The 24,496-nt window shown below is 36.3% G+C and carries 27 protein-coding genes; 19 read left to right on the top strand and 8 right to left on the bottom strand.

Annotated features, from left to right (window positions below):
- Positions 1-58 precede the first annotated feature (58 nt).
- Positions 59-1,153 carry a CAP domain-containing protein gene (locus tag EKM60_RS05680; RefSeq protein ID WP_125713351.1) on the bottom strand — a complete coding sequence of 365 codons (1,095 nt, stop codon included), beginning with the start codon at positions 1,151-1,153 and terminating at the stop codon, positions 59-61.
- Positions 1,154-1,331: 178 nt separating this feature from the next.
- Between EKM60_RS05680 and EKM60_RS05675 the strand changes: the two genes are divergently transcribed.
- The 6 genes from EKM60_RS05675 to EKM60_RS05650 all read left to right on the top strand — a co-directional run bounded on the left by EKM60_RS05675 (position 1,332) and on the right by EKM60_RS05650 (position 6,709).
- Positions 1,332-1,859, top strand: a complete 528-nt coding sequence (locus tag EKM60_RS05675; protein WP_125713348.1) for a MerR family transcriptional regulator — start codon at positions 1,332-1,334, stop codon at positions 1,857-1,859.
- Between the two features lie 75 nt (positions 1,860-1,934).
- Positions 1,935-2,834, top strand: a complete 900-nt coding sequence (gene gnd / locus EKM60_RS05670) for a phosphogluconate dehydrogenase (NAD(+)-dependent, decarboxylating) (RefSeq protein ID WP_125713346.1) — start codon at positions 1,935-1,937, stop codon at positions 2,832-2,834.
- Positions 2,835-2,930: 96 nt separating this feature from the next.
- Complete coding sequence (locus EKM60_RS05665; RefSeq protein ID WP_225427012.1) at positions 2,931-3,305, top strand: fluoride efflux transporter FluC; 375 nt, start codon at positions 2,931-2,933, stop codon at positions 3,303-3,305.
- Entirely contained in the window at positions 3,302-3,646 is a 345-nt protein-coding gene (locus EKM60_RS05660; protein WP_225427011.1) for a fluoride efflux transporter FluC, read from the top strand. The genes EKM60_RS05665 and EKM60_RS05660 overlap by 4 nt, the downstream gene beginning before the upstream one ends.
- 13 nt (positions 3,647-3,659) lie before the next feature.
- On the top strand, positions 3,660-4,073 hold the full coding sequence (locus EKM60_RS05655) for a DUF805 domain-containing protein (protein WP_125713342.1): 414 nt from the start codon (positions 3,660-3,662) through the stop codon (positions 4,071-4,073).
- Between the two features lie 233 nt (positions 4,074-4,306).
- Complete coding sequence (locus EKM60_RS05650; protein ID WP_125713340.1) at positions 4,307-6,709, top strand: COG1361 family protein; 2,403 nt, start codon at positions 4,307-4,309, stop codon at positions 6,707-6,709.
- A 276-nt stretch (positions 6,710-6,985) separates the two neighbouring features.
- On the opposite strand, the gene EKM60_RS05645 is transcribed toward EKM60_RS05650, so the two are convergent.
- Complete coding sequence (locus EKM60_RS05645) at positions 6,986-7,375, bottom strand: winged helix-turn-helix transcriptional regulator (RefSeq protein ID WP_125713338.1); 390 nt, start codon at positions 7,373-7,375, stop codon at positions 6,986-6,988.
- Between the two features lie 44 nt (positions 7,376-7,419).
- Positions 7,420-8,643 carry an MFS transporter gene (locus EKM60_RS05640; RefSeq protein ID WP_125713336.1) on the bottom strand — a complete coding sequence of 408 codons (1,224 nt, stop codon included), beginning with the start codon at positions 8,641-8,643 and terminating at the stop codon, positions 7,420-7,422.
- 538 nt (positions 8,644-9,181) lie between these two features.
- Here EKM60_RS05640 and EKM60_RS05635 point away from each other — a divergent pair.
- Genes EKM60_RS05635 through EKM60_RS05625 form a run of 3 tightly spaced genes read left to right on the top strand, consistent with a single transcriptional unit; the run spans position 9,182 to position 11,834 of the window.
- A complete protein-coding gene (locus EKM60_RS05635; RefSeq protein WP_125713334.1) occupies positions 9,182-10,150 on the top strand; it encodes an ABC transporter substrate-binding protein in 969 nt (322 codons plus the stop codon).
- An 18-nt stretch (positions 10,151-10,168) separates the two neighbouring features.
- Complete coding sequence (locus EKM60_RS05630; RefSeq protein WP_125713332.1) at positions 10,169-11,134, top strand: ABC transporter permease; 966 nt, start codon at positions 10,169-10,171, stop codon at positions 11,132-11,134.
- Positions 11,067-11,834: an ABC transporter ATP-binding protein gene (locus tag EKM60_RS05625; protein ID WP_125713330.1), complete on the top strand. Its 768-nt coding sequence runs from the start codon at positions 11,067-11,069 to the stop codon at positions 11,832-11,834. The genes EKM60_RS05630 and EKM60_RS05625 overlap by 68 nt, the downstream gene beginning before the upstream one ends.
- A gap of 525 nt (positions 11,835-12,359) precedes the next feature.
- Here the strand turns inward: EKM60_RS05625 and EKM60_RS05620 are convergent.
- Positions 12,360-13,226: an NAD(P)-dependent oxidoreductase gene (locus tag EKM60_RS05620; protein ID WP_125713328.1), complete on the bottom strand. Its 867-nt coding sequence runs from the start codon at positions 13,224-13,226 to the stop codon at positions 12,360-12,362.
- Positions 13,227-13,380: 154 nt separating this feature from the next.
- Here EKM60_RS05620 and EKM60_RS05615 point away from each other — a divergent pair, with 154 nt between their 5' ends.
- Entirely contained in the window at positions 13,381-14,229 is an 849-nt protein-coding gene (locus EKM60_RS05615) for a YitT family protein (RefSeq protein ID WP_125713326.1), read from the top strand.
- 529 nt (positions 14,230-14,758) lie between these two features.
- Here the strand turns inward: EKM60_RS05615 and EKM60_RS05610 are convergent.
- On the bottom strand, positions 14,759-15,400 hold the full coding sequence (locus tag EKM60_RS05610) for an SDR family oxidoreductase (protein ID WP_125713323.1): 642 nt from the start codon (positions 15,398-15,400) through the stop codon (positions 14,759-14,761).
- A 97-nt stretch (positions 15,401-15,497) separates the two neighbouring features.
- Here EKM60_RS05610 and EKM60_RS05605 point away from each other — a divergent pair, with 97 nt between their 5' ends.
- Positions 15,498-16,262 (top strand): flavodoxin family protein, encoded by a 765-nt coding sequence (locus EKM60_RS05605; protein WP_125713321.1) that lies wholly within the window; start codon positions 15,498-15,500, stop codon positions 16,260-16,262.
- 53 nt (positions 16,263-16,315) lie between these two features.
- Here the strand turns inward: EKM60_RS05605 and tpx are convergent, their stop codons facing one another.
- A complete protein-coding gene (gene tpx, locus EKM60_RS05600; protein WP_125713319.1) occupies positions 16,316-16,813 on the bottom strand; it encodes a thiol peroxidase in 498 nt (165 codons plus the stop codon).
- Positions 16,814-16,910: 97 nt separating this feature from the next.
- On the opposite strand from tpx, the gene EKM60_RS05595 reads away from it, so the two are divergent.
- From EKM60_RS05595 to EKM60_RS05585, 3 genes are all read left to right on the top strand, one after another.
- Entirely contained in the window at positions 16,911-17,558 is a 648-nt protein-coding gene (locus EKM60_RS05595) for a nitroreductase (RefSeq protein WP_125713317.1), read from the top strand.
- Positions 17,559-17,560: 2 nt separating this feature from the next.
- Complete coding sequence (locus tag EKM60_RS05590; protein ID WP_125713315.1) at positions 17,561-18,070, top strand: GNAT family N-acetyltransferase; 510 nt, start codon at positions 17,561-17,563, stop codon at positions 18,068-18,070.
- Between the two features lie 118 nt (positions 18,071-18,188).
- Positions 18,189-18,620 (top strand): LPXTG cell wall anchor domain-containing protein, encoded by a 432-nt coding sequence (locus tag EKM60_RS05585; RefSeq protein WP_125713313.1) that lies wholly within the window; start codon positions 18,189-18,191, stop codon positions 18,618-18,620.
- 169 nt (positions 18,621-18,789) lie between these two features.
- Here the strand turns inward: EKM60_RS05585 and EKM60_RS11105 are convergent, their stop codons facing one another.
- Complete coding sequence (locus EKM60_RS11105) at positions 18,790-18,966, bottom strand: hypothetical protein (RefSeq protein ID WP_164508334.1); 177 nt, start codon at positions 18,964-18,966, stop codon at positions 18,790-18,792.
- Between EKM60_RS11105 and EKM60_RS05580 the strand changes: the two genes are divergently transcribed.
- The 5 genes from EKM60_RS05580 to EKM60_RS05560 all read left to right on the top strand — a co-directional run bounded on the left by EKM60_RS05580 (position 18,950) and on the right by EKM60_RS05560 (position 24,002).
- Positions 18,950-19,645 carry a WxL domain-containing protein gene (locus tag EKM60_RS05580; protein WP_164508333.1) on the top strand — a complete coding sequence of 232 codons (696 nt, stop codon included), beginning with the start codon at positions 18,950-18,952 and terminating at the stop codon, positions 19,643-19,645. The two genes, EKM60_RS11105 and EKM60_RS05580, sit on opposite strands and share 17 nt — an antisense overlap.
- Positions 19,646-19,774: 129 nt before the next feature.
- The gene (locus EKM60_RS05575; protein WP_125713307.1) at positions 19,775-20,866 is read left to right on the top strand and encodes a DUF3324 domain-containing protein; all 1,092 of its coding nucleotides are present in this window, start codon (positions 19,775-19,777) and stop codon (positions 20,864-20,866) included.
- Positions 20,867-20,955: 89 nt separating this feature from the next.
- A complete protein-coding gene (locus EKM60_RS05570) occupies positions 20,956-21,936 on the top strand; it encodes a WxL protein peptidoglycan domain-containing protein (protein ID WP_125713305.1) in 981 nt (326 codons plus the stop codon).
- Positions 21,937-21,938: 2 nt separating this feature from the next.
- The gene (locus tag EKM60_RS05565; RefSeq protein WP_125713303.1) at positions 21,939-22,973 is read left to right on the top strand and encodes a DUF916 and DUF3324 domain-containing protein; all 1,035 of its coding nucleotides are present in this window, start codon (positions 21,939-21,941) and stop codon (positions 22,971-22,973) included.
- A gap of 3 nt (positions 22,974-22,976) precedes the next feature.
- Entirely contained in the window at positions 22,977-24,002 is a 1,026-nt protein-coding gene (locus tag EKM60_RS05560; protein WP_125713301.1) for an acyltransferase family protein, read from the top strand.
- A 226-nt stretch (positions 24,003-24,228) separates the two neighbouring features.
- On the opposite strand, the gene EKM60_RS05555 is transcribed toward EKM60_RS05560, so the two are convergent.
- Positions 24,229-24,496, bottom strand: a 268-nt coding sequence (locus EKM60_RS05555; RefSeq protein WP_164508332.1) for an IS3 family transposase, incomplete at its 5' end; no start/stop codon positions are given.

Genomic DNA, 24,496 nt, shown 5'->3' with positions numbered 1-24,496 from the left:
TTCTATGTAAGTTGGATTATAACACTATAACATCAATAAAAGCCGACAATGTCGGCTTTTAATAATTAGCGTAATCATAACCTAATCCGTTAGCTGTTTCTGAGAAAGTCTTAAATGTATAACTGTAGCTAGGAGTATTCTCAGAATTTAAATTACTTATAGTTACACGATAACTCGAATGATCGTTAATTGTAACACTCTTTGGCGGAATATATGCAATAACATCACTTAAATATGCATATGATTTATCGGTTAAAGGAATGGTTGTTCCAACAGACCCATCAGTTAAGTTTTCAACTTTAATTGACGTGTTGTCTGTGACCATATTTTGATTTTCATCGGCAAAAGTAATTGACCAAGGAATTGAATTACCATATTTGTTGGATAACTCTTCAACAGGAAACAGATTGCTTGGGTATGTTACGACTGATTTTTCAGCTTGATTATAGATATCAGGCGGATTATTAACGAAAATGTCTTCATATTGGCGACCGTTGTTAGCAATGGCAATACCCACACCTACAGTGGAAAGACGAGGTGAAAGTAACCAAGCTCGGTGTCCTGTGTCGTTACCCTCTATATTAGTATCATCTAGTATTAGTTCGCGAACAGGTTCTCCGATCGTCTTTGGAAAACCAAAGTATAAGTTACCATATCCGGTTCCATAGACGGCTTGATTCCAATAATGTGATGAAATATAGCTGGCTCGTTTAGTGTTGACCAAAAAATGCTGATTGATCATTGGATCTGAGTTTGAAACAGCCATTACCGCGGCTGAAACCTGAGATGTGTAGTTTGAATCTTCTTTTGAATAAATTGGACTCAAACCAGACAATGCACGATAATAATTTATCCAATCAACAGTTCCATTGATAGCATTGTTGCTCAAAACACCTGGATCAAAAGTTCCGTCCATTGACAATCTCGGAGTCGTAGCAAATAAATTATCCTTATTATATAAGTTGTTATCAAGGTTTTGATAAGTTTGTTGAAGCTCTTTGATCTGGGCAATTTCATTTGGACTGTAATAAGTTCTATAGTAATCGGAAATGTTAGTCGTTACATTACTGGTTGCTTGTACCGTTGTAGGAGCCGCAACGGAAAAGAATAACAGTAAAGACGCGCAACTGATAAGTAACCGTGACCTCTTCATTTTCATAACCCCACTTGCAATGTATTTACTACTTATAGTATACCCAATTATCGTCATAAAATGTAGTTTGAGGGAAGTAGCATTACGAATAAGTTGGGTTTATAAGCACATTAGTGGTTGAACTCCTAAATGATTATTTTTATAATATAAGAATGAATTGATCTTGGGGGAAATACTTTTGAGTAATGTAAAGAATGAAGACTTTTTAACGCCTGCACAAGCTGCAAAAGAATTGGGGATTAGTGTTGCAACGCTACGCAAGTATTCTTTGATCGTAGAACATACAACAGAAAACGCCAATTATTTTGAGCGCAATAGCCAAAATAATCGTTTATATACTTCAACGAATTTGGATGATTTTAAGAAAATGGTTGAACTGGGTCATGAACCAAAGATGACTTTGGATCTAGCCGCACAAAAAGTCTATCCAACGACTGACGAAGCCAAAACGACTGACGATAGTCATTTGGAGCAAGGTATCGCTGATTTGAAGGCTGAAAACAAGAAACAATTAGGAACTATCGAAAAATTAAAAAAAGAAGTTTCTGATTTAAAAGCGGCCAATGAAAAACTAGAATCAAGTAACGAAACACTTAAGACTGAAAATGTTCAGTCAGAAGAACGTACTTCAGAATTAAAAGAACGTGTTAATGAACAAGTTCAAGATGACAAAAAAGGTCATTGGTGGAATAGATTCGTTAAATAAGTAGGGTAGACAAATTGTCACGCCTGCTTTTTTTGCGTATAATTACAGATTGTTAAAAACTTAGGAGGATTCAACTTGAAACTAGCAATGATCGGACTCGGTAAGATGGGGATCAACTTAACCGAAAACTTAATCAGAAATAATAACGAAGTAGTAGCCTTTGACTTGAATGAGGATGCTAAAAAAGATGCACAAAAATTAGGTGCTGAAGTAGCTGATGATTTACAAGCTGTTGTAGATAAATTACCACAGCCAAAAATTGTTTGGGTTATGTTGCCAGCTGGTAAGCCTGCCAATTCAACAATTGATACTTTGAGTAATATTTTGTCAAAAGATGACATCGTTATTGACGGTGGGAATTCATTCTATGAAGATTCACTAAAACATAATGAAATTTTGAAAGCAAAGGGTATTATCTTCTTTGACGCTGGTACTTCTGGTGGTATGTCTGGTGCTAATCATGATGGAAACTTCATGATTGGTGGGGATAACAAAGAGGCATTCAAGATCATCGAACCAATTTTTGAAGGTATCGCTCAAAAAGACGGTTATCTATATACTGGTAAAGCTGGTAGTGGTCATTATCTAAAGATGGTTCATAACGGTATCGAATACGGTATGATGCAATCAATCGCTGAAGGCTTTGATGTCTTGGAACACAGTAAGTTTGATTATGATAATGAAGCCGTAGCTAAAGTTTGGTCAAATGGTTCAGTTATTCGTGGCTGGTTGATGGAATTGGCTGAATCAGCCTTTTCGAAAGATCCTAAATTAAATGAAATTCGTGGCGTTATGCATTCATCCGGCGAAGGTAAGTGGACACTTGAAGAAGCTTTGAAATTACAAGTTCCCACACCTGTTATTGCCGCTTCATTGATGATGCGTTATCGTTCATTAGAAAATGATACTGTTACAGGAAAAGTCGTTGCTGCCTTGCGTAATGAATTTGGCGGACACGATGTTGATAAGAAATAATTAGGTCGTATGAAACCACATTTGCATATGCAAGTGTGGTTTTTTAGAAGGAGGTAAGAAATCATTAAGGAATTCAAGACCTTTATAATTATCTTTGTGGGAGCCTTCATCGGTAGCAATCTGCGTTATGTCGAAAGTTTGATTTTTACTACTAGTGGAAATTTCCCTTGGGGCACCATTGTTGCCAATCTTTCCGGAGCCTTTCTCTTGCCATTCTTGATCCATTATCTACAGGATCGTTATAAATTATCTTTACAGACGATCCTGTCACTTAGCACGGGGTTATTAGGTTCTTATACGACATTTTCAACCTTTACAGCCGATACATATCGTTTATTCCAGAGTAATAGTATAGGTTATTTAGCCGTTTATTTAACACTTACTTTGGTTGGAGGATTTATCTGCGCACTTCTTGGAAATTACTGGGCTGCATCAAGAGCCTTTAGTGATTTAGCTGGGAGGAAATTATGATAAGTTCATTGTTGGTCGGATTAGGCGCTGGTATTGGAGCATATTTTAGAAATGTTTTAACACGGTTATCTCGTAAAATAAAAATTGATTTTCCGGTGATGACATTGTTGATCAATATATTGGGATCATTTATTTTAGGATACTTAACGGCTTCGGTAACGGATAAAAAAATGTTATTATTTCTAGGTACTGGAATTTGTGGTGGATTTACAACTTTTGGAACCTTTAATATGGAATTGAGCCAATTATGGTTTCAACGTCGTTTTGTTAGTTGCTTAATCTACTTTAGTCTGACGTATGTTTTTGGTATATTAGGTTTTATTATTGGAATACACATATAGGAAGTAAAAATAAATGAATGAATCGGTTTGGAATGAAAGTAGTAAACCAAATTTAATTAGCTCAACTAGGCTGTATTTTCAAGATATGTTTGTCGGTGTTAAAAGAATGGGACGTGCCGATTTTTGGTGGGGTCTCTTGGGAATGACAATTCTCTGCGCTCTTTTAATGACTGCATTTGGATTTACAATGAACTTTTTTTCATTAAAAAGTTTCTACTGGAGCGCCGTTATGGGAATCGCATTTGCTATGACATTTGGTTATTATTTAGTGTCGGTTTTTACAGCTACAATTCGTCGACTACATGATCGAAACCTACATGGTTGGTGGGTTCTGCTCTATGTAGTACCAATTATTGGTGAATTATTGTTGATTATTTTGATGTGCTTACCACAAAAAGATAATTCTAAATGGCCCAAGCTTATATAAGTTTAAACAAATAGTAAAGCCCTATCTATCAGCATTGTTGATTGAACAATACCGATAAGATGGGGCTTTTTGTATTGTCAAATTTTAAGTGAAACTCATTTTGAAAGAATATTTTACAATAAATGATGTTAAACGTAATAAGGTATTTTATATAATGGTATTAGGAGATTTTGTAAATAAATTGATGGAAATCAATAAGAAGAAATTTAGTATTTACTGAGGAGTGAATATTCATGAGAAGAAACGGATACTTGAAAACTATGATCCTATCGTTCTTCTTTATTATGTTCGTGATCTTAGGGGCATTTGGAACGAGTCAGAATGTTAAAGCAGATTTGAAAGATGAAATTAATGACGGTATTAGTAACTGGACAAGATCTTACAGTTCAGAAGTCGGTCAAAAGACGATCGGTAATGGACTAAAACTTGGCTACACATTTGGTTTAGCTAATGACGCTAATGGCACAGTTACAGATGGAAATGACAAAACAATTGTAGACGACAGTACACAGCCAAGTGCGGGACCAAATAATGTTAGCTATTCTAAAATGAATATTTTTTTAAACAATAATGGAAGATATGTTCAGTCAGTGTTTCAATCTGGGCAGACAAATAATATAAAACCACAAAATGTTTCACTTTCATCAATAGATTTTGGTATGGTGTTTTCTGAATCAGATAAGGGTAATACTACTGGTGGATCTAGTGGAATTTCAACTCGTGATTATTCCGTTTTGCTTAATTTGATAAGTAAAAGCAAAGAGTATTATACGGGAACTGATGCGAATGGTAATATTGCGTCTAAAATAATGGGTAAATTTAGTAAAACAGATAGTTATGGTACACACACTTTTGTAGTTGAGATGCTTCTAAGAGTTTCTCCGGGTAACGCAGCCTTTGTACAAAGAGAGCTATATGTGAAAAATACAGGAAATAGTCCACAATCGTTCGGTGTCTTTTTCGGTGAAGATACAAAATTAAGTTCATATGATACTGTCAGAGTAAGAGACCTTGGAAATAAACATGGTATTTATATTGAAGATGGTTCATATAAGTTGATGGTAAGTAATAATGTCCCTGATGGTTTCACTAAATATACTGGTGAGGATTATACTTCAGGAATGAATTGGCTTAGTAAATTTAGTACCAAAACTATTGAAGGAACTGGAGATGAAGCTGTAGATCATAGCTATGGTGATAGTCTTTCGGATGGTAAGGATAGCGCCTATACGATAGCTTGGCCTTATGTCAAAAACCTTCAACCAGGTGATACTGCCCACTTTGGTTCTGGTATGGGTGTTACGGAATCGCCATATTCCGTTCCCACTCCGAGAAAAAGTTTTACTAATGAAACAAGTACGGATGGAAAGAATCGTGTTGGAGATAAACTAAAGTTTACTTTGAATATCGGTAACTATGGTTATAAGAGCCAATGGAACTTTGCTAATATCAAAGATAAAATTCCAGATGGACTACAAATAGACCCTAATTCAATTAAGAAAGTTAACCAAAGTGGAACAACGACATCGATCAATAGTTCTGCATATGATGCTTCAACTAAAACTTTGAACGCACCCGTCAACTTATCCTTAACTGATGGTCAAGAAGCGGCAATAACTTTTGAAGACACAATAACTTCAGCTGCGGATGGCTCCACAATTACTAACACGGGTGACTTTTTAGGAACTGATCCGAATACGGACGGTGGAGAAACAAAGACTTATTCGTCCTCGGTAGATATTCCCGTTGAAGGAAATCCCTATAAGGATTCATTTACTCAGGAAATAAAGAATTCCAAAGATTCAGATTGGGGCACTACTGCAAAAGGATCTAAAGGCGATACGATTGATTTTAAGAATACGTATACTGTTAAATCCAATAGTAGCGACTCCTTAAAAGCTGCATCAGCATCTTTTGTAAATAAACTACCTGCTGGATTAACCGCTGACGGTTCAGCGACATTTACATTTAGTAATGGGTACGAATCATATACTTCAAATATCGAAAATGGAACCTTGATAGTCCCTTCATTGGCTCCAGGTGATTCAGTGACAATAACCTATTCTGCCACTGTGACGGGTGATGCAGGTACGACACTCTATAACGACGCTACATTATCTGAAGGGAAGACCAGTTCTGGAATTAATTTAGGAACATTAACCACTAATCAAACTGAATTAAATATAGAAAACATGATTGGATTCACTTCAATACCAACTAAGATCGACTTCGGAACCGTTCATATGGCAGGTAAAGAAAAGACCTTATCGAATGTCAGTACCGATGGTCAGTTGATAGTCAATAATTCAAGCAGCGCTCCATATGATGTAACGGTCAGCTATGATAATGCCGACTCAGAGACACAACTAAAAGATCCATTAACTGGAGCAGCTTTAAATCCTTCTGCAGACACAGGTTTACTATTTCTCAAGCAAAGAAATAGTGCCGCAACAGATTCCGGTACGTGGCAAACAGTTGATACAACCGGAACTAAAATCAGAACAAGTTCATTTACAGGTAATCAGGATCTAACCAACTATATTGGGGTTGGTGATTGGCAACTGAAACTTAGCCCAACAACCAATCCTGGTGGGTACACCGGTAAAATAACTTGGAATATTTCCGATAGTATCTAAAAAAATCCTTGAGATCTGTTTTTAAAGACAGACTTCAAGGATTTTTTAGTAGATATAATTAAACCTAATATTTATGTAATTATTCATACGGTAGATAATAAATTATTCGGAAGGATCGAGAATATTTATCAGCTGTGATAATGGCGTTATGGCTTTGGCCATTACACCATCGGGCGAGTTTGGAGACTTGCCGAGTTGTGCAAGGCTTCGAGCCCGAGACCTTGGCTCGATTCGGTCCGCAGAGCAGGCGAATATTCTAGGCCCTGTAGATGTAAACTAATCTACATAAGGTACGTTATCAGGCTCAACATTCTCACTATTGAGTAGAATAATATTTTCACCACGTTCTTTACGCAGTTCGATATCATGTTCACCCCAGAGACAAAGGGCCTCAAGAATACGATTCAAACTGTCGCCATATTCAGTTAACGAGTATTCGACCTTAGGTGGGACCTGACTATAAATCTTACGGCTGACAATGCCATCATCTTCTAATTCACGTAATTGCTGCGTCAGCATTTTTTGAGTGATATTTGGGATCGCCCGTCTAAGTTGACCGGTACGCATAGTTTGATGCTTAAGATGACAGAGAATAATAGGTTTCCACTTTCCACCAATAATATTCATAGTTGCTTCAACGCCGATATTATAAACTGCTTGTTTCATCTGTTTCACCATTCCTTCACTTCAGTAATGATATCTTACCATTATTATTTTGTTTGGCAATTTGATTGTAACTTGAGATCATCACTAGAAACAAAATTTTTGTTTCCTAGCTTCATTAAGACAACAGTTAAAACTACACTGGCCAAAATCATGCCGATTCCGATCCAAGGTGTATTAACTAATTGTCCAGCACTGACTGCTTGTCCACCAAGAGATGATCCAAGAGTTATTCCAACGTTAAAAGCTGAGATATTCAAAGCTGATGCCAAAGAAATTTCATTGGGTGTGAATTTCTCGGCTAATTGAACGATATAAAGTTGTAGCCCAGGGACATTCATAAAGGCGAATAGTCCCATAACTAGGACGGCCAATAATCCAAGATAGTGCATATTCATAGTAAATAGCATTAACAGTAAGGCAACGCCTAAACCAATAAACATTTTCAATAGTGCGCTTAGAGGATTTGTATTAGCGAATCTTCCGCCAAGAGTATTACCAACGGCGACTGCCAAGCCGTAGAACACCAAAATAACTACGATGGCGGCCTGTGACCAGTTCATTTGCTTGTTTAAGATAGTTGTTAGATATGTATAAACTGGGAAAGTTGCACCATATCCTAAAGCAGTAATGATCAAAATTAATAGCAATTGTGGTTGCTTGAGAATTTTCCAGATACCTTTGACACTAGTTGGTCTTGGCAATGGAAGATCGTTTGGTACAAGAATAAAATTAGTGATCAATCCAATTAATCCTAGAATGACTAAGAATAGAAATGAAGCTCTCCATCCTAAAGTTTGACCGATGAAAGTTCCAATCGGAACACCAGTAACGGTTGCGACTGTTAATCCAGTAAACATAATGGCAATGGCTGAGGCACGTTTGTTGGGTTCAACGACGTCAGCGGCGATCAATGAAGCAATTGCCATAAAAATTCCGTGTGATAAAGCCGTTACGACACGTCCAGCTAGGAGAACCCAGAAAGTTGGTGCAAAGATTGCAATCAAGTTACCGATTACGAAACTTACCATAATACCAACTAATAATTTTTTTCGATTCCAACGATTAGTTAATAAAGTTAAGATCGGAGCACCAAACATAATTCCAGTAGCATAGATAGAAACAGTTAAACCTCCGGTTGCGAGTGAAACATTAAAGGTATTTGTCAAAAGAGGCATAATACCGACACTGATAAATTCAGTTGATCCAATGGCAAAAGCACTGATGGCAAGTGACATTAAGATCCAATTTGATGATACTTTCTTATTCATTTGTAAAAACTCCTTTGTAGTGAAATATAAGCATGAGTTTCATTATATGGGGTTAGGACAAATAAACAATTACGTACTTTAAAGTGCAATAGGTACTAAAAAGTACCTATTAATTTTGAATTTTTTTCAAAAAGTCATGAATGCTGTCATATCAAGGCTCAAATATTAGAGCTTAACTCATAAACTTCTTTTATTATTAGATTATTTGTTGACAGATTAATCTGAAAATGTTTAACTAGGAAACATAATAAAAAGACATGAAGGGAAAGGTAACTAGCTATGATAGAAAAACAACTGAAACATTTAAATAGTCAATTTGCCTTTAGCTTTTTCTTTAGATAGCGTTTGTATTCAATCATTGGATACGAACGCACACGCAAGCGTTCGTATCTATTGATTGGCTAAAGCTATTAAGCATGTCACTAAGCCAGATAGATGCGAGTTGAATCTATCTGGAAATAATATTCGGGCCCGATATTAAACCAGATGGATTCTCGTAATCCATCTGGTTTTTTATTTTCTCTGGAGGGATAAGAATATGAAAAAATATTTAATGGGATTAGTAACAATGATGATGGCGGTATTAGTTTTGGCGGGATGTTCGTCAAATGCCAGTTCTGATAAGAAAACTTTAAATGTAGGTATTTTACAAATTGTTCAACATGGATCACTCGATGCTGCTAGACAAGGTTTCAAGTCGGGATTGAACCAAGAAATCAAGAAGAACGATAAAGATATCAAAGTAAAATACGATTACATGAATGCTCAAGGAGACCAATCAAATTTGAATTCAATGAGTCAACAATTAACTTCAAAGAAGCATGATCTATTGCTGGGAATAGCTACACCAGCGGCTCAAGCTTTGAGTAAGAAGACTAAAGATACACCAATTTTGGTTACAGCCGTGACAAATTTGAAGTCAGCCGGTTTAGTTAAATCAAATGAAAAACCTAAGACAAATGTTTCTGGTACCAGCGATATTGGACCAGTTACAAAACAAATCAAGTTATTAACAACTTTGACACAATCGGATAAACCCATTGGAATTTTATATAACTCATCTGAAGAAAATTCTGTCTTACAAGTTAAAATGGCTAAAAAATATGCTAAAAAGAATAATTTAAAATTGAATGTAGTCAGTGTTACAAGTACTAATGATGTTGCTAGTGCCGTAGACGGATTGAAGGATAAAGTTTCAGGAATTTATCTGCCAACCGATAATTTGATGGCTAGTTCAATGAAAACAATCGGTAAAAAAGCCAAAGAAGCTAAGTTACCAGTAGTTACAGGTTCAATCGAAATGGCTGAAGACGGCGGTACAGCAACTTATGGATTAAATTACCGTGACCTTGGTAAACAAACAGGTAAGATGGCTTACAAAGTATTAGTTGAAAACAAAAAAGTAGAAGATCTACCAGTTGAGAAGTCTAAGACATTACATCTTTACGTTAACAAAGCCTATGCTAAAGAAATTGGCTTAGATCCAGCTAAGATTCAAAAACCTTAAAAAGGAGTACCAAAAATTATGATAATATCCAGCTTAGGACAAGGATTATTGTGGGCGCCGCTAGTAATTGGCGTGTTTATTACCTTTAGAATTTTAGATATTCCCGATTTGACAACTGAAGGAAGTTTTCCCTTCGGAGCAGCTATGACTATCAGTTTGATGATCAATGGACAATCAGCTTTTATAGCAACTTTGATGGGATTTGTCGCCGGATGTTTAGGCGGATTCGTGACAGGTGTTCTTGATACAAAGTTACATATTCCCTCATTATTAGCTGGAATATTAACAATGACAGGACTGTATTCGGTAAATATGCATGTAATGGGAAAATCCAACGTGCCTCTTTTAACACAAAAAGTTTTGACGGATTATTTACCAGCCTGGGCAACGACAACTCAAACTATTGTTTTAGGAATAATCATCACCGGTATTGTTATTTTGGCACTATATCTAATGTTCAAGACACGTTTAGGATTATCTTTGATGGCAACTGGTAATAATAAAAATATGAGTGCCGCTAATGGTATAAACACGGATGGAATGATTATTTTCGGCTATACCATTTCTAACGGTTTAATTGCTTTGTCAGGATCACTGATTGCTCAAAGTAATGGTTACGCTGATATCGGCATGGGGATCGGTACTATCGTTATTGGCTTAGCCTCAGTTTTAGTGGGAGAAATTTTCTTACGAGGCCGAAATATTTTAGTTAGATTATCAGCAATGGTAGTTGGAGCAATATTGTATCGCTTTTTACTTACAGTTGCGATGGGATTAGGCTTCCCACCAGATGATCTAAAAATTTTGTCAGCGATAATCTTAGTTATCGTTATCTGTGTACCGATCCTCAGAAACAAGCTTAAAACACGTAAACAATTAAAAATTTATCTATCTCAGTTAACGGAAGGTGAACAAGATGAGCAAGTCAGAAGTATTAAACGTCCAAAATTTACAAAAGGTGTTCTTTCCGGGGACCGAGAATGAGCGTCATATTTTAAAAAATGTTAGCCTAAAAGTTTATGATGGCGACTTTATTTCAGTAATTGGTAATAATGGTGCAGGTAAATCAACACTATTGAATACAATTGCTGGAACTTTATCAGCTGATGCGGGATCAATCAATTTAGAAAATAAAAATGTTATTAAAAAATCCGTGTCATATCGTTCACGCTGGATGTCACGAGTTTTCCAAGATCCTAAAATGGGAACCGCTGGAGAGCTTAGCGTTGCTGAAAATTTAGTTTTGGCAGAGAGTCACGTCAATACAATTAGTTTGAAATGGTATAACAAAAAGGGACAATGGGAAAAATTCCAAGAGTTGTTGAAGCCATTGGATATGGGATTAGAGAATAGATTAAAAACCCAAGTTAAATATTTATCTGGTGGTCAGAGACAAGCATTGTCATTATTGATGGCAACGTTGAGTAAGCCCAAGTTGTTGCTATTGGATGAACATACTGCGGCACTTGACCCTAAGACTAGTCGTGATGTAATGGATCTTACTGATGAGATAGTTAATCGCGAAAAGCTGACTACTATGATGATCACTCATAAGATGTCTGATGCATTGAAGTATGGTAATCGTTTGATTATGGTGCAAGATGGTCAGATTACTTTGGATGTTAGTGGAGAAGATAAAATGAAACTTGATTCTGAAGAACTTGTTGGGATGTTTGATAACTAGATTATTAATAGTAGAAACTGGATTTTATTTGTCTCCAGGTTTGAGAATGTTCATCTGCTATGCGGACCGGCTTGAGCCAAGGTCTCAATCCTCGGTTTGGAGCCTTGCAAGGTTCAGCAAGTCTCCAAACACGCCCGGTGGTGTAGGAGCTAAAGCTCCAACGCCACTGTCACAGCAGATGAACATTCTCAGACCTTACGACTAGTTTGGCTTTTAAATTTAATTCAGTTTATTGGCGTTTATTTATAACAAAAATAGGAGCTGTATCATTCTTGATTAATTCCAAGAATGATGCAGCTCCTATTTGATAAGTTCAATGTGATTAAAATAGTAAATCGACTATACAAGTCGGAGGGAGAGTGTGGACCTATCAGCTGTGATAATGGCGTTAGAATGGTGGTTTTCCATTCTTACACCATGAACGATTCTGAGATTTGGCGATAGCAAAGCTCAAAATCGAGATGGGAGACCTTGGCTCACATCGGTTCCATAGCAGATAGGTCAACGCTCTACCGGAGACGACAACTACCACCACAATTTAACTAATGCTTGTGTTCCATCGTTGCCTAAGTTTTCTTCGTCCACTAATTTTTCGTATAGTTTCTTAGCTTGCTGTGTGGCAGGTAAATCAAGTTTCATTTTTTCACTTTCATCTATGGCTATTCTTAAGTCTTTCAAGAAATGTTTTGAAAAGAATCCCGGTTTGAAATCTCCATCTAAAACTCTTGGCGCATAATTTTCAAGGCTCCAGTTATCGCCAGAACCACCACTAACTGTCTTTATAATAGAAGGAAGATCTAGTCCGGCTGCTTTAGCGTAAACCAACATTTCGGTCATACCAGTCATTGTTCCGGCTATCATAATTTGATTGGCCATCTTGGCGTGTTGCCCAGCGCCAAAGGATCCGAAGTAATGATTTGATTTGCCAATGATCTCAAAAATTGGTTGTAATTGATCAAAGGCTTGCTTGGATCCGCCGACCATAATGGTTAATTTGCCATCACGAGCTCCGACATCTCCACCTGAAACAGGGGCGTCCAATGCTAAAGCACCAATTTCTTCGGCTTTTTCACCGATTTTTTTAGCTAAAGTTGGAGTACTTGTTGTCATATCAACGATTATTTGACCAGATTTTAGATCTTTAAAGACGCCTTTTTCGGGATCAAAATAAACATTTTCAACATCTTTTGGAAATCCTACCATTGAGAAAATTATATCAGTATTTTCAACAACTTCTTTTGGTGAATTGAACCATTTTGCTCCATTTTTGATTAAAGGTTCAGCCTTAGATTCTGTACGGGTGTAGATGTATACCTGATAGTTTGCCTTCAACAGGTTATTTACTATTCCACTGCCCATGACACCGGTTCCAATAAATCCAATTTTTTGCATTTTACTACCTCCTGATAACTTGATTATATATAAAATATAAGCTATTTGATTCAAAATTTAAAATATTTCGTGATAAGTCAAAAGTATATTGTTTTTTGGATATTCCTAAGCTATAGTGTGTGAGGCTAGCAAATAAATAGGAGGTGATTTCAAAATGAAATTCAATAATTATCCAAGAGACATCTTTGCAGCAATATTCTTTGGAATAACTTCTGCTATGGGAATTCAATTACTTTTACAACCAGCTAAAATCTATACTGCTGGAGTCATGGGTGCAGGTCAGTTAATATCTAACTTGTTCGCCGAATTTGCTAAAATTAATAGTCCCGTCTATCTTTGGTATTTTTTAATTAACGTGCCAATCATTATTGTTGCCTGGTTTAAGTTGGGCAAAAGATTTACCATTTTATCATTAGTCGCTGTTGCGTCGTCTACTCTTTTTATTAAATTCATTCCATTAAATCCAATCACGAATGATCCAATGCTAGCTTCCGTTTTCGGTGGGGTCATGGTCGGTGTTGGTACCGGATATTGTTTCCGTTGTGGTTTTTCAACCGGTGGAACTGATATTATTGCGCTATTAATACAAAAAAGTACTGGTAAAAGTGTTGGTGAAATAGGTTTTTATGTTAATGCTATTATTCTTTCTATCGCCGGAGTTGTCTTCGGTTGGGAGTTGGCCTTATACAGTATCGTGTCTATTTATGTTACCTATTTATTGGTTGATAAGATGTATATTCAGCAACAAAAGATCACAGTTACTGTTTATTCACACCATATCGATGACATTGCTCAAGAACTCTTGAAGACGGTTCATCGTGGAGTCACACTCGATCACAGTTTGGAAGGTGGATATTCTGGGGAGCCTATCGGTTCAGCAACCATGGTTCTAACAAGATATCAACTGTTCTTTGTCAGAGACGCTGTTTCTAAAGTTGATAAGGATGCTTTCATTAATATCCAACCAACTATGTCTATTATGGGAAATTTCTTCGACAATTAGTTTTTGCTAAAAATTGCCACCTACGGAAACAATAAATCGACCTGCTGTGGAACCACTTCAGCCAAGGTCTGAAGTCTCGATTATGAACTTTGCTTGCGCAAATTTCGTAATCGTTCATTCTGTAAGAACGACTGCGTCGTACTAACAGAATTGTCACGGCTAGTCAATTTCTTGTTTCCTCCGGCTTTTTAGCGTTTCAATTATAAATGTAAATAATTTAATGGCTATATCCTGAAGTTAATAGGATATAGCCTTTTTACGTCTAAAATAAAAAATTCTCTTATGCAGTCGAATGAAATTATATATATTTCATATGACAACCATAAAAGAATTATCGGTATTTACTATTAAATTAATACACAAACTTAGCTGTAGGATTCGAGTAATGGAACCAGTTGTGCAAGTGGAGTTTTACTCCACCGACGATTCTGAGATTTGCGATAGCAAAGCTTGGAATCGAGACGAGAGACCTTGGCTCGAGTCGGTCGCTCAACAGGTGGAATTATTCGAATCCGAAAGCGGGAAGTAACTATTTTATAACATCAGAAATTGGTTCGTCACCACTAGCAATACTGTATTCTTTACCAATAGTAGAAGGATTCTGCAAGATTTCAACTAATGACTTAGCAACGTCGATTCTTGGAATATTACCAACTTCATTTTCTCCGAGCAACTTGATCTTACCAATTGATTCTTCGTCAGTAAGCCCGCCTGGATGAATGATCGTATAATCAAGATCCGTTCCACGCAAATGTACGTCGGCGTAATGCTTAGCAATCATATATGGCTTGATACCTGAAGCGTCCCACTTATCACGATTGTCACTAAAGACGGAACTAACCATAATATAACGTTTGATGTCAAGTGCTTCAGCGACCATCATTGTTTTGATAGCTCCATCAAGATCAATTTGTAATGTGAGATCAGACCCAGCACCACCAGCGCCCGCGGAGAATAGTAAGACGTCAGCACCTGATTCTTTGACAGATTTAGTAATGTCATCTAAAGATGCAGTTAAATCAATAAATTGAGTAGGGATATTGTTAGCCTTGTAGGCTTTGATTTGTTCCTCGCTACGTAAACCAGCAACAAAATCAATGTTCTTAGATTGTAATTCACCAATTAATAAATGCCCAACTTTACCGTGAGCTCCGATTATCAATACTTTCATTTAAGAGACCCTCCTTGTTACTCTTACCATATCAGCAAAAGATTCTTTTTACCAATGATATGAATTTCATTATAATAGAAGAAAAGGGAGGGGTTAGATGAAAGTTCTTGGCATTTTGGCCTCGCATCAAGAGCATGGATTGAACGCTCAGATGCTTGAGGAAGTCTTAAAGAACGTAGACGAGGGTGTAGAAACAGAAACAATTTATTTAGAAAATTATCAAATTACACCGCATAAATATCACGAAAAGAATCCCGTACTAGACGAATTGTCCGATAAATTGATGTCTAGTGATGTTTGGGTATTTGCTGCACCGACTTATTGGCGTGAATTATCTGGTGTTTTGAAGAATTTCTTTGATTGTATGCGTCCAAAATTCGTTTATTTTAAAGAAAATGGCGATACTATTCCGGGGAAATTTAAAAATAAACATTATTTGAGTATTACATCTTGTTACGTCAGTCCTTTAGAAAATTTTGTAACCGGTGTTACCGATGAAAGTTTAAAGACGATCGACCGAGTAATGAGTGCCGCCGGAGTTATTAAAACTGGTGAAATTGTTCTGCCGGGTACTTTTGGTATGAAAGAAATACCTGATAGTAAGAAAAAGATTGCCGCTAAGTATGGACACAAGATATCTCATAAGAAGAGAAAGGATGATTCAACCTTGAAAAGATATATTCAGCTATTCTTCATGATTGCCATTATGGCTTTAATTACGATGGGTATCCAAGTTCCTTTGCGTTACGTAATGCCAATCGGTAATTTTTGGATCAATTATATAAGTTTTACAGTCATTTTCTTTGTACTTTTAGCATGTATTTTGCATTTTGTTACCTTTATGAAGCATAGAAGACGTTAAAAAAAGAGCAAGTATTACTTGGATCATCCAAGTGATACTTGCTCATTATTATTTTATTCGTGCATTTGGTCTAATTGATCTAATACTTTATCGTAATTAGGTTCATTTGTCTGTACTTTGAGGATTTCTGAGTAGATGATTTGTTTATTTGTATCGACTACCCAAACTGAACGTGCTAGGATTCCTTTGGCTTCGATCAATAATTTACTCTTTTTACCAAAGTCGTGGTTGGCGTCAGAAATCATTTGCATATTTTTAACGCCTTCAGCAGCACACCAATTGGCTTGTTGTTCAACTGTATTTGTTGAAATGGTGATAAAGTTGATCTCTGAATGTCCATCAACTTCTGTGTTGAAATGTTTTGTTTGAATACTGCATACACGAGTATTGATGTCTGGTACGACACTGATCAAAAGCGGTTTATCCAAGAAGTCGCTCAACTTAACGGTCTTGCCATCTTTGTCCAATGCTGTGAAATCTGGAAAACTCTCTCCAACTAGAGGTGGTTGCCCCAAGGTTGTTACTGTTTCTCCTTTGAAATCTAAATCCATACTGTCCACACCTTTCCTGTTACAAACGTTTATAATTTAATTATAGATGATATTTTTTTAAAAACCTAGAAATACGATTATTTGGGAGGAATTATAGTTGGAAAATAGTAATTTGATCTATCAGAGAAAGTCGATTCGTTCATTTAGTGATAAAAAGATTCCTACTATTACTATAGAAGAAATAATTCAAGATGCCCAACGTGCACCTTCTTGGCAAAATGCGCAGCCCTGGGAGATATATATTGCATCTGGTGAGAGTGTCAAAAGAATCAGAGAAGGATTTCAAACGACCAATGAAACTAGTAGTACAGATTTAACAACACCACATCGTACTGATCGTTCTGAATTATCATTGAATAATATCAAAGAATGGTCCAAATCAGTCGAAGAAGCAGTTGGAGCTAAGGGTACAAGTGATCCTGAATGGGTAGATACCAGAAAGAATTTGTTCTATGCTCCCTATCTGGTTTACTTGACCACTAGTAAGAAAGCCAGCGAGTTTACGATTTATGATATGGGAGCCTTTGGTCAAACTTTGATGTTGAGTGCGGCAGGCCATGGCATTGGAACTATTCCGGCATATGCATTGTCTAATCACCCAGAAATCGTCAAAAAAGAATTGTCGATTCCTCAAGATCAAGAAATTGTTGTTGGTATTGCAATGGGTTATGCTAGCGATAGCAAGGTCAATAATATTTCGACCAAACGTGCTTCAGTTAAAAAAATATTACACATGAAGGAATAGAAATGCATTTAATAGGAAGAAACGTGTCTATTCGCAACTTTATTGATGAAGATTTCCCTGCCTTTTATCGGTTGGTAAGTGATCAAGAGAATCATCAAAGAGCCGGATTAGAGTACGTAACTGATGAGAAAACAGCTAAAAAGCTTTTTAAAAAGTATCAAGAGTTGTCAAATAGCTATGCAATTGCGCTTGCAAATAATTCAATGGCAGGGATAATTGAATTAAATGAGCGGGGATTAACTGCTGATTTGGGAAAAACCAGAGAAATTGGCTTCATTGTTGACCGTGATTTTAGACGGAAAGGGATCGGCAGTGAGGCAATTTCTTTGTTAATTGACTATAGTTTTAAGGAATTAGGACTGATTGAACTGTGGGCAGCGGTCGAAACTGACAATTTACCCACAAAAAATCTATTAAACAAGCTAAAATTCAAATTTATTTATCAAGTTAATCAGAATTCTCTCCTGACCGACAATCAAGTGCCTTTAGATTTTTATCTTTTGAAGCCGTAATTTCCCAGTTTTGGAAAAGATTTCTTAAGTAAAACGGAATTTAAAGATACATCGTGCATGTTAAACTTGAAACATGGTAAGGAGATAATAGACTGATTTTTGATGAGAGGTTTTTTATATGAAGAAAAGAAGAAGATCTACTAAAAGTCTCACAGTCAAAAAGCGAATGATCGGATTATTTGCGATTGTCGTTATTGTCTTTGGAGTCGTCGGTGCCTTCGGGGTAAATCAAGTCATCGCCGACTCTGCCAATAATTCTACTGGAAGCTCCGTTGATAGTGCTCAACCAGTAATCGCTGAAGACAGTGGCGGCGGGCCTTCAAATGCCCACGTACTAGTAACCAGCGATAACACAGGGGATAACACAGATGGAGATTCGAGTAAGACTCAGTCTTCAGATAACGTACCATCAGTAAACATCAATAACTTATCATCGTATCCACAAACAGGGGATGCTGATGAAACAGGACTAGTTATTGTAGGTTTATCTATGTTGGTTGGTCTATTCGCTTTTTACATGAAGAGAATTAGGAAAGTTTTACAGAATTAATGGTTACAAGAAAATACCAATTTTAATAAATTTCATTTACAAAAGGTGAAGTTTACAAGAGCAATTTTATTGGTATTATCAATATGTAATCAAGTTACATCAAAAAAGTAATTCGTATATCAGGGAGGAAACAAACATGAAATTATCAAGAAACGTATTCGTAGGATCATTAGCAACAGCAGGTATCGGTATTAGGAGCATTAGCACCTTCACTAACAGCACAAGCTGCTACAACATCAGCAACAGTTAGTTCAGATGGTGTAATTTCACCAATCTCTGGAGCAGTTGGTAAAACAGCTAACACAACTAAAAATAGTGACGTTAACTCATTGAACGATGCTAACAAACCAGGTATGGCAGTCGCATTTGATGATGGTGCCGGTAACATTGGTGCAGCTCAAGCATTCTCAGATGCAAATGTTACAGTTATCGATGGTCTTCTAACATTGGATAAGGTTCCTGACTTTGGGTTTGGTACAGCAGCAGCTGGTGGCCCAGCCGTTGATTTACAAAACAACTCATCAACTATTAAAGATGATGGTAACGATTCAGGTATCTTACAAGTTACAGATTCACGTACAGACAAGAACGCTGCAGCATCAAACACAACTAAGACAGCAGGATTCAATGTTACTGCTCAATTAGGTAATTTCAAGGCTACTAACGGAACACCAGCCGAAGGATTTGATGGTTCAGGATTTATTCTTAATATGAACCCAGTACAATTGACATCAAGCACAAATGCTAATGATGTTATCCAAGGTGCAAACTCAGAAACTGCTAGTTTAGTTTCAGGCGATACTAAAGACACACCTGTTATGGCTTTAGATGCCGGATCATATTCTAAGGGTGCTATCATTGCACAATTTGGTGCTAAAACTGGTGAACCTAACTCAGATGTACAATTGAAAGTTCCTTCAACAGCCGCTGGTAAAGATTCACCTTCATCAATTTCATATAACTCAATCATTACATGGACATTGACACCAACTGCTATGAACACAACAGCACCATCAGAAGGATAATTGATATTTTATAGTCAATTTAGTAGTTAACAAATAATTGATTTAAATAAAACCACTACTATACTTATAGTAGTGGTTTTTGTATGATATAAGAGAAGTTATTCAGAAGTTCTGTGGGAGGAATTTGTTATGAAAAGAGTATCTAATCGAACTCTATTCGTTTTTTTTGCAATATTAGGTTTAATGTTTTCGGGATTTGTAACTACGAAAACGGTTGAAGCTGCGGGTGGTGATTATTCTATTAAGCCTGAGGCTAGTAGTGATGAAGTAAATATTGATAATGGTACTTACGTTATTCAAGGTGATCCAGGACAGCAAGTTGAGTTGAAAATTGGTGTTATTAACAAATCAAGTAAAACACGTCGATTTGTTATCAATGCTAATACTGCTTATACAACTGATAGTGGTCAACCGGGTTATGATTTTACCAAAGTTAAGGATCCGTCTTTAAAGATTCAAACGCGTGATGCAATTACACCAAATCATATTATTGCTAGTGTTAAGGGTGGTCAAGAAATGGTTATTACAACCTCGTTGACTATTCCTAAGAAAAATTTCAAAGGTTATATTATGGGTGGTTTTAATGTAAAACCCTATAAGGAAAAAGCTAAAGGTACCGTAAGTGCTAATGGTACTTTGATCAGGAATAAGTTTAGTTATTCATTGCCTATTCAAATTCATCAAAAATCAAGTGACAATCAACAACCTAAATATTCTATTAATGCAGTAAGACCAGCATTAGTAACTAATACAGGTTCTCAAAGAGCAGGTGTTAAGGCCAATGTTCATAACTCTGCTAATGGATTTATTTCAGGTCTAAGTGCAAAAGCTACTGTAACTAAAAAAGATGACAAAAGTTTTAAAATCAATGAGTCACAAACCGGACAAGCAATCGCACCAACATCAAATTATAATTACTCAATTTCATGGGGTAAGAAACCTATGAAGGCTGGTAATTATCATTTGAAGATGATTTACAAGACAAATGATGGTATTAAGAGTTGGACTCTAAATAAAGACTTTACGATTACTAATGCACAAGCTGCTAAGTACAACAAGTTAGCGGGAATCAAGCCTAACTACATGTGGCTATATATCCTTCTCGGTATTCTATTGCTTGCTATTATTTTAGGACTAGGTATTTATCTAGGAAGAAGAAATAATAATAAGAATAGCGATGGTAATACACCAAATAAACCAACAAGAAGACGTCGTCGTTAATTTATTAAAAAAAGAGGCTGTTCCAAGACTTGGAGCAGCTTTTTTAGTATTATCATAGGTGTAGAGATTAAAGAATATGGGGCTTGAAAATGAATAAGAAATTTAAATATCTTCTGCTATTTCTCACCTGCTTTATTCTGTGGATAATTGCTACTCCCACGAAAGTATCCGCAGATATTAAAGGTATTGCTGTAACGCCTTTAGTTACTGATTCCGATATTACTGATCGTTTCCAAATTATTAGTAAAGGTGGAGAAACTAGGACCTTAAAAGTATCTATTAGTAATTTTAACAGTGGTTCGATTGATTTGGTTGTTGCTCCAACTAATGCCACAACTTCATCAGATGGTAAGTTAGTTTTCACTGATGTTGTAAAAAAGGGTGACTATGGTCTGCAGGATTCATTTGCTAGTATGACTAAGACAAAAAAGGTAACGATTAAATCAAACCAAACTAAAGATTTAGATTTTAAAGTTAAATTACCAGATCATAAGATAAATGGATTAATTATTGGTGGTTTTAATGTATATGAGAACACAAGTAACTATAATGGTAATGCCAATGTTCCAGTCTGGATAACTGGCGACAACAAAGCAGTAGGTGGAATCTTAAAGGCCTACAACCTAACACTAGGTGTTCAAAACTATCAACCACATGTGTACGTTAATCTTCAAAATGACCAACCAGGTCTAATGAAAAATGTCGTCGTTCACATGACGATAAAACGTCAAAGCTGGTTGGACCGTTTCAACTTAGGTCCAAAGAAAATGGTAGCCGATCTTCGCTATCCCAAAATTGCACCAAACTCAAAGGTCCCAATTGATTTCAATCAAAATCAAACACCGATCGCACCTGGTACTTACAAGATGAAGGGTGTAGCTAGAAGTGGGAAGACTGTATGGAATTTTCACAAAACTTATAAAATTTCTCAGAGTGATGCCAACAAGATCAATTCAAAGTCGCGTAATTTAATTTACGACAAGACTTTGACATATATCCTGATTAGTGGTGTTCTAGTAACATTAATAGCTTTCATTTTTTGGGGAATTTGGCATCAGAACAGGAGTTAAACATGAAAAAGCTCATAGTATTTTTATCAATGTTCATCTTTGCAATACCTTTGTTTAATCAAACAACAAAGGTAGAAGCAGCGGGTGACAAATCATATTCGATCCAATCAGTTTTACCGGATAATCAAATAGACAAGAATGAGTCCTATTTTGATTTGAAAGTAGAACCTAATAAGGATCAGACTTTAAAAATTATCATCTTCAATACTGGTAGTAAGAGCATCAAGGTTACTGCTGAAGTAAATAACGCTTATACGGCTGACTCGGCTACTATTGGCTACGACAAGTACAATAAAAAGACTTATAAGAGCACTTTGCCTGAACTAACATCATTAGTCGAAGGTGCTCGCAGAAAGTCTGTCAGCTTAAAAGCTGGCGAATCCAAGGAAGTTAGTTTCAATGTTAAGTCACCTGATAAAGAATATAAGGGAATTATCTTAGGTGGTGTGACAACTATTGCGAATGTTTCACCTACTAAGTCCAAGAATTTGAATATTCAAAATCAGGTTCGTTATGTTAAAGGTGTCGTTTTGCGCTCAAAGGATGACGCGATAAATCCTGATATGCATTTGACAGATGCTTATCCAAAGGCAGTTTCTGGTAGTAAGGGTATTGCCTTTAAGATGGATAATACAGCACCGATCAATATCAATAATGTAAAATTGGCTGCTTCAATCAAGCACAATTCTAAGAATTTGAAGTATCATGCTAAGAATTTACAGATAGCACCTAACTCACAATTTGATTACTTTATTCCAATTGATAATTTCACAGCTGGTAAATACAAAGCTAAGATTACTTTAACGGGCAAGAATGGCTTTAAACAGGTCTTCACTAAGACCATTACTGTTTCTAAGACTGATGTAAAACAGGTTCAACAACAAACTGAACCTGTCAAACAAAATAATCATCAATGGATAATTATTCTTGTCGGGATCGTTCTCTTGATCTTTGTCGCTTTGTGGATGTATCTCTACTATGCCCAAAGAAATAAGAGTAATTCTAAGCATGGTAAATCAGATCGTCGTAGAAAGTAAATTATGAGAAAAACTAGAAATTCAAATATTGAGCTTCTAAGGATCATCAGTATGCTCTTGATTACGTTGCATCACTTTAGCCTTTGGGCTCAAGGTGGAAGAAGTGACTATTTGATCGCCCACAATCATCTGTGGTCGGCCTTTTGGTCACTTTTTTACTTACCACTGGGTGACATTGGTGTGTATATCTTTGTCATGATCACAGGCTTTTATTTAGGGACTCATGAAGTCACTATCAAGTATTCAATTAAGAAAACTTTGAAAGTTTATGCTCAGGTATACTTTTACAGTATTTTATTCCTGGTACTAGCTCTAAATTGGCAAGCCCCGGTTAAGAGTCCAAAACTGTGGCAGTCATTGATGCCAGTGACTTTTAATCAGTATTGGTTCGTGACAGGATATTTAATTTTGATGCTGTTAGTGCCATTTATCAATCAGGCTATCAAGTATTTAACTAAACGACATTTTATTTACTTGTTGATAATTGTGACAATAATCTGTGGTATTTTTCCACTTGTTAATAATGACATTGCGACACAGTCAGTAGGATTAGGTGTTTTACTAGCTTCATACTTGTTTGGAGCCTTTGTTTCCAAATTTATCCACAGAAGTAACTGGAATTATTTAGTAGGAGCATTGTTATTCACAGTAAATACACTAGTTATCTACATAATCATGTATTTTGAAATAATCTTGACCAAAGATCGGTTTACCAACATTTACACAGGCGTGTTCGCAATGTTGGCAGCATTAGGATTGTTTTTGATTTTTACTAATTTCAAACCAGTCTTTCATGCGATCTTTAATCAAGTGGCCAGGCATATGTTTGCGGTATATTTAATAACTGAAAATGTATTTGTTTTAAAACAATTATGGAGGAATTTTAGATTTAGAGAGATTCATGACTTAATGAATGTTAACCTATCAGGTTTTGTAACAGTATTAGAAATTATGGCTGCCTGTTATCTGATAGATATGATTAGATCATTGCTATTTGAACTTGTATCTAAAATTAGTCGGAAGATCTGAGAATATGTGTCAGCTGTGGGTATGGCGTTAGAGCTTTAGTTCTTACGCCATCGGGCGTGTTTGGAGACTTGTGGTCTTTACAAGGCTTCAAACCGAGGATCGAGACGTACTTTAGGCTCGGTCCGTTCCGCACAGCAGGTACATATTCTCAGATCTGGAGACGGAAATAAAACAAAAAAATAAGAGTATCTGGAATTGAACTGCACCCCAATAATTGGAGTTCATTTTAAGCAACTAGTTGGTCGGAAAGATCCCGGTATTCTACCGGTGTCTTTCCGGCCAATTTTGTTCTTATACGCTTGTTGTTGTAATAATACACATATTCGTAAACACCTTTTTTTAGGCCTTCATAGGTGTCGTATTTGTAATTTAAAGTTGTTCCTACCTTAAGAATATGGAAGATACTCTCAGCTACCGCATTATCCAAGCATGTTGCTTTTCGGCTCATGCTCTGGAAGATGCGGTTTTTCTTTAATTTTTTAACATACCTTTTG

It is taken from the genome of Companilactobacillus kedongensis (assembly GCF_003946625.1).
Classification (GTDB): Bacteria; Bacillota; Bacilli; order Lactobacillales; family Lactobacillaceae; genus Companilactobacillus; species Companilactobacillus kedongensis.
The sequence above is the reverse complement of the archived record's forward strand: the minus strand, read 5'-3'. Positions and strand labels throughout refer to the sequence as shown.

What these genes read in the sequence shown, in the direction of transcription:
- EKM60_RS05680 (WP_125713351.1), bottom strand. Translation starts at nt 1,153, where the DNA reads ATGAAGAGGTCACGGTTACTTATCAGTTGCGCGTCTTTACTGTTATTC.
- EKM60_RS05660 (WP_225427011.1), top strand. Translation starts at nt 3,302, where the DNA reads ATGATAAGTTCATTGTTGGTCGGATTAGGCGCTGGTATTGGAGCATAT.
- EKM60_RS05655 (WP_125713342.1), top strand. Translation starts at nt 3,660, where the DNA reads ATGAATGAATCGGTTTGGAATGAAAGTAGTAAACCAAATTTAATTAGC.
- EKM60_RS05650 (WP_125713340.1), top strand. Translation starts at nt 4,307, where the DNA reads ATGAGAAGAAACGGATACTTGAAAACTATGATCCTATCGTTCTTCTTT.
- EKM60_RS05645 (WP_125713338.1), bottom strand. Translation starts at nt 7,375, where the DNA reads ATGAAACAAGCAGTTTATAATATCGGCGTTGAAGCAACTATGAATATT.
- EKM60_RS05640 (WP_125713336.1), bottom strand. Translation starts at nt 8,643, where the DNA reads ATGAATAAGAAAGTATCATCAAATTGGATCTTAATGTCACTTGCCATC.
- EKM60_RS05635 (WP_125713334.1), top strand. Translation starts at nt 9,182, where the DNA reads ATGAAAAAATATTTAATGGGATTAGTAACAATGATGATGGCGGTATTA.
- EKM60_RS05630 (WP_125713332.1), top strand. Translation starts at nt 10,169, where the DNA reads ATGATAATATCCAGCTTAGGACAAGGATTATTGTGGGCGCCGCTAGTA.
- EKM60_RS05625 (WP_125713330.1), top strand. Translation starts at nt 11,067, where the DNA reads ATGAGCAAGTCAGAAGTATTAAACGTCCAAAATTTACAAAAGGTGTTC.
- EKM60_RS05620 (WP_125713328.1), bottom strand. Translation starts at nt 13,226, where the DNA reads ATGCAAAAAATTGGATTTATTGGAACCGGTGTCATGGGCAGTGGAATA.
- EKM60_RS05615 (WP_125713326.1), top strand. Translation starts at nt 13,381, where the DNA reads ATGAAATTCAATAATTATCCAAGAGACATCTTTGCAGCAATATTCTTT.
- EKM60_RS05610 (WP_125713323.1), bottom strand. Translation starts at nt 15,400, where the DNA reads ATGAAAGTATTGATAATCGGAGCTCACGGTAAAGTTGGGCATTTATTA.
- EKM60_RS05605 (WP_125713321.1), top strand. Translation starts at nt 15,498, where the DNA reads ATGAAAGTTCTTGGCATTTTGGCCTCGCATCAAGAGCATGGATTGAAC.
- tpx (WP_125713319.1), bottom strand. Translation starts at nt 16,813, where the DNA reads ATGGATTTAGATTTCAAAGGAGAAACAGTAACAACCTTGGGGCAACCA.
- EKM60_RS05590 (WP_125713315.1), top strand. Translation starts at nt 17,561, where the DNA reads ATGCATTTAATAGGAAGAAACGTGTCTATTCGCAACTTTATTGATGAA.
- EKM60_RS05585 (WP_125713313.1), top strand. Translation starts at nt 18,189, where the DNA reads ATGAAGAAAAGAAGAAGATCTACTAAAAGTCTCACAGTCAAAAAGCGA.
- EKM60_RS05575 (WP_125713307.1), top strand. Translation starts at nt 19,775, where the DNA reads ATGAAAAGAGTATCTAATCGAACTCTATTCGTTTTTTTTGCAATATTA.
- EKM60_RS05570 (WP_125713305.1), top strand. Translation starts at nt 20,956, where the DNA reads ATGAATAAGAAATTTAAATATCTTCTGCTATTTCTCACCTGCTTTATT.
- EKM60_RS05565 (WP_125713303.1), top strand. Translation starts at nt 21,939, where the DNA reads ATGAAAAAGCTCATAGTATTTTTATCAATGTTCATCTTTGCAATACCT.
- EKM60_RS05560 (WP_125713301.1), top strand. Translation starts at nt 22,977, where the DNA reads ATGAGAAAAACTAGAAATTCAAATATTGAGCTTCTAAGGATCATCAGT.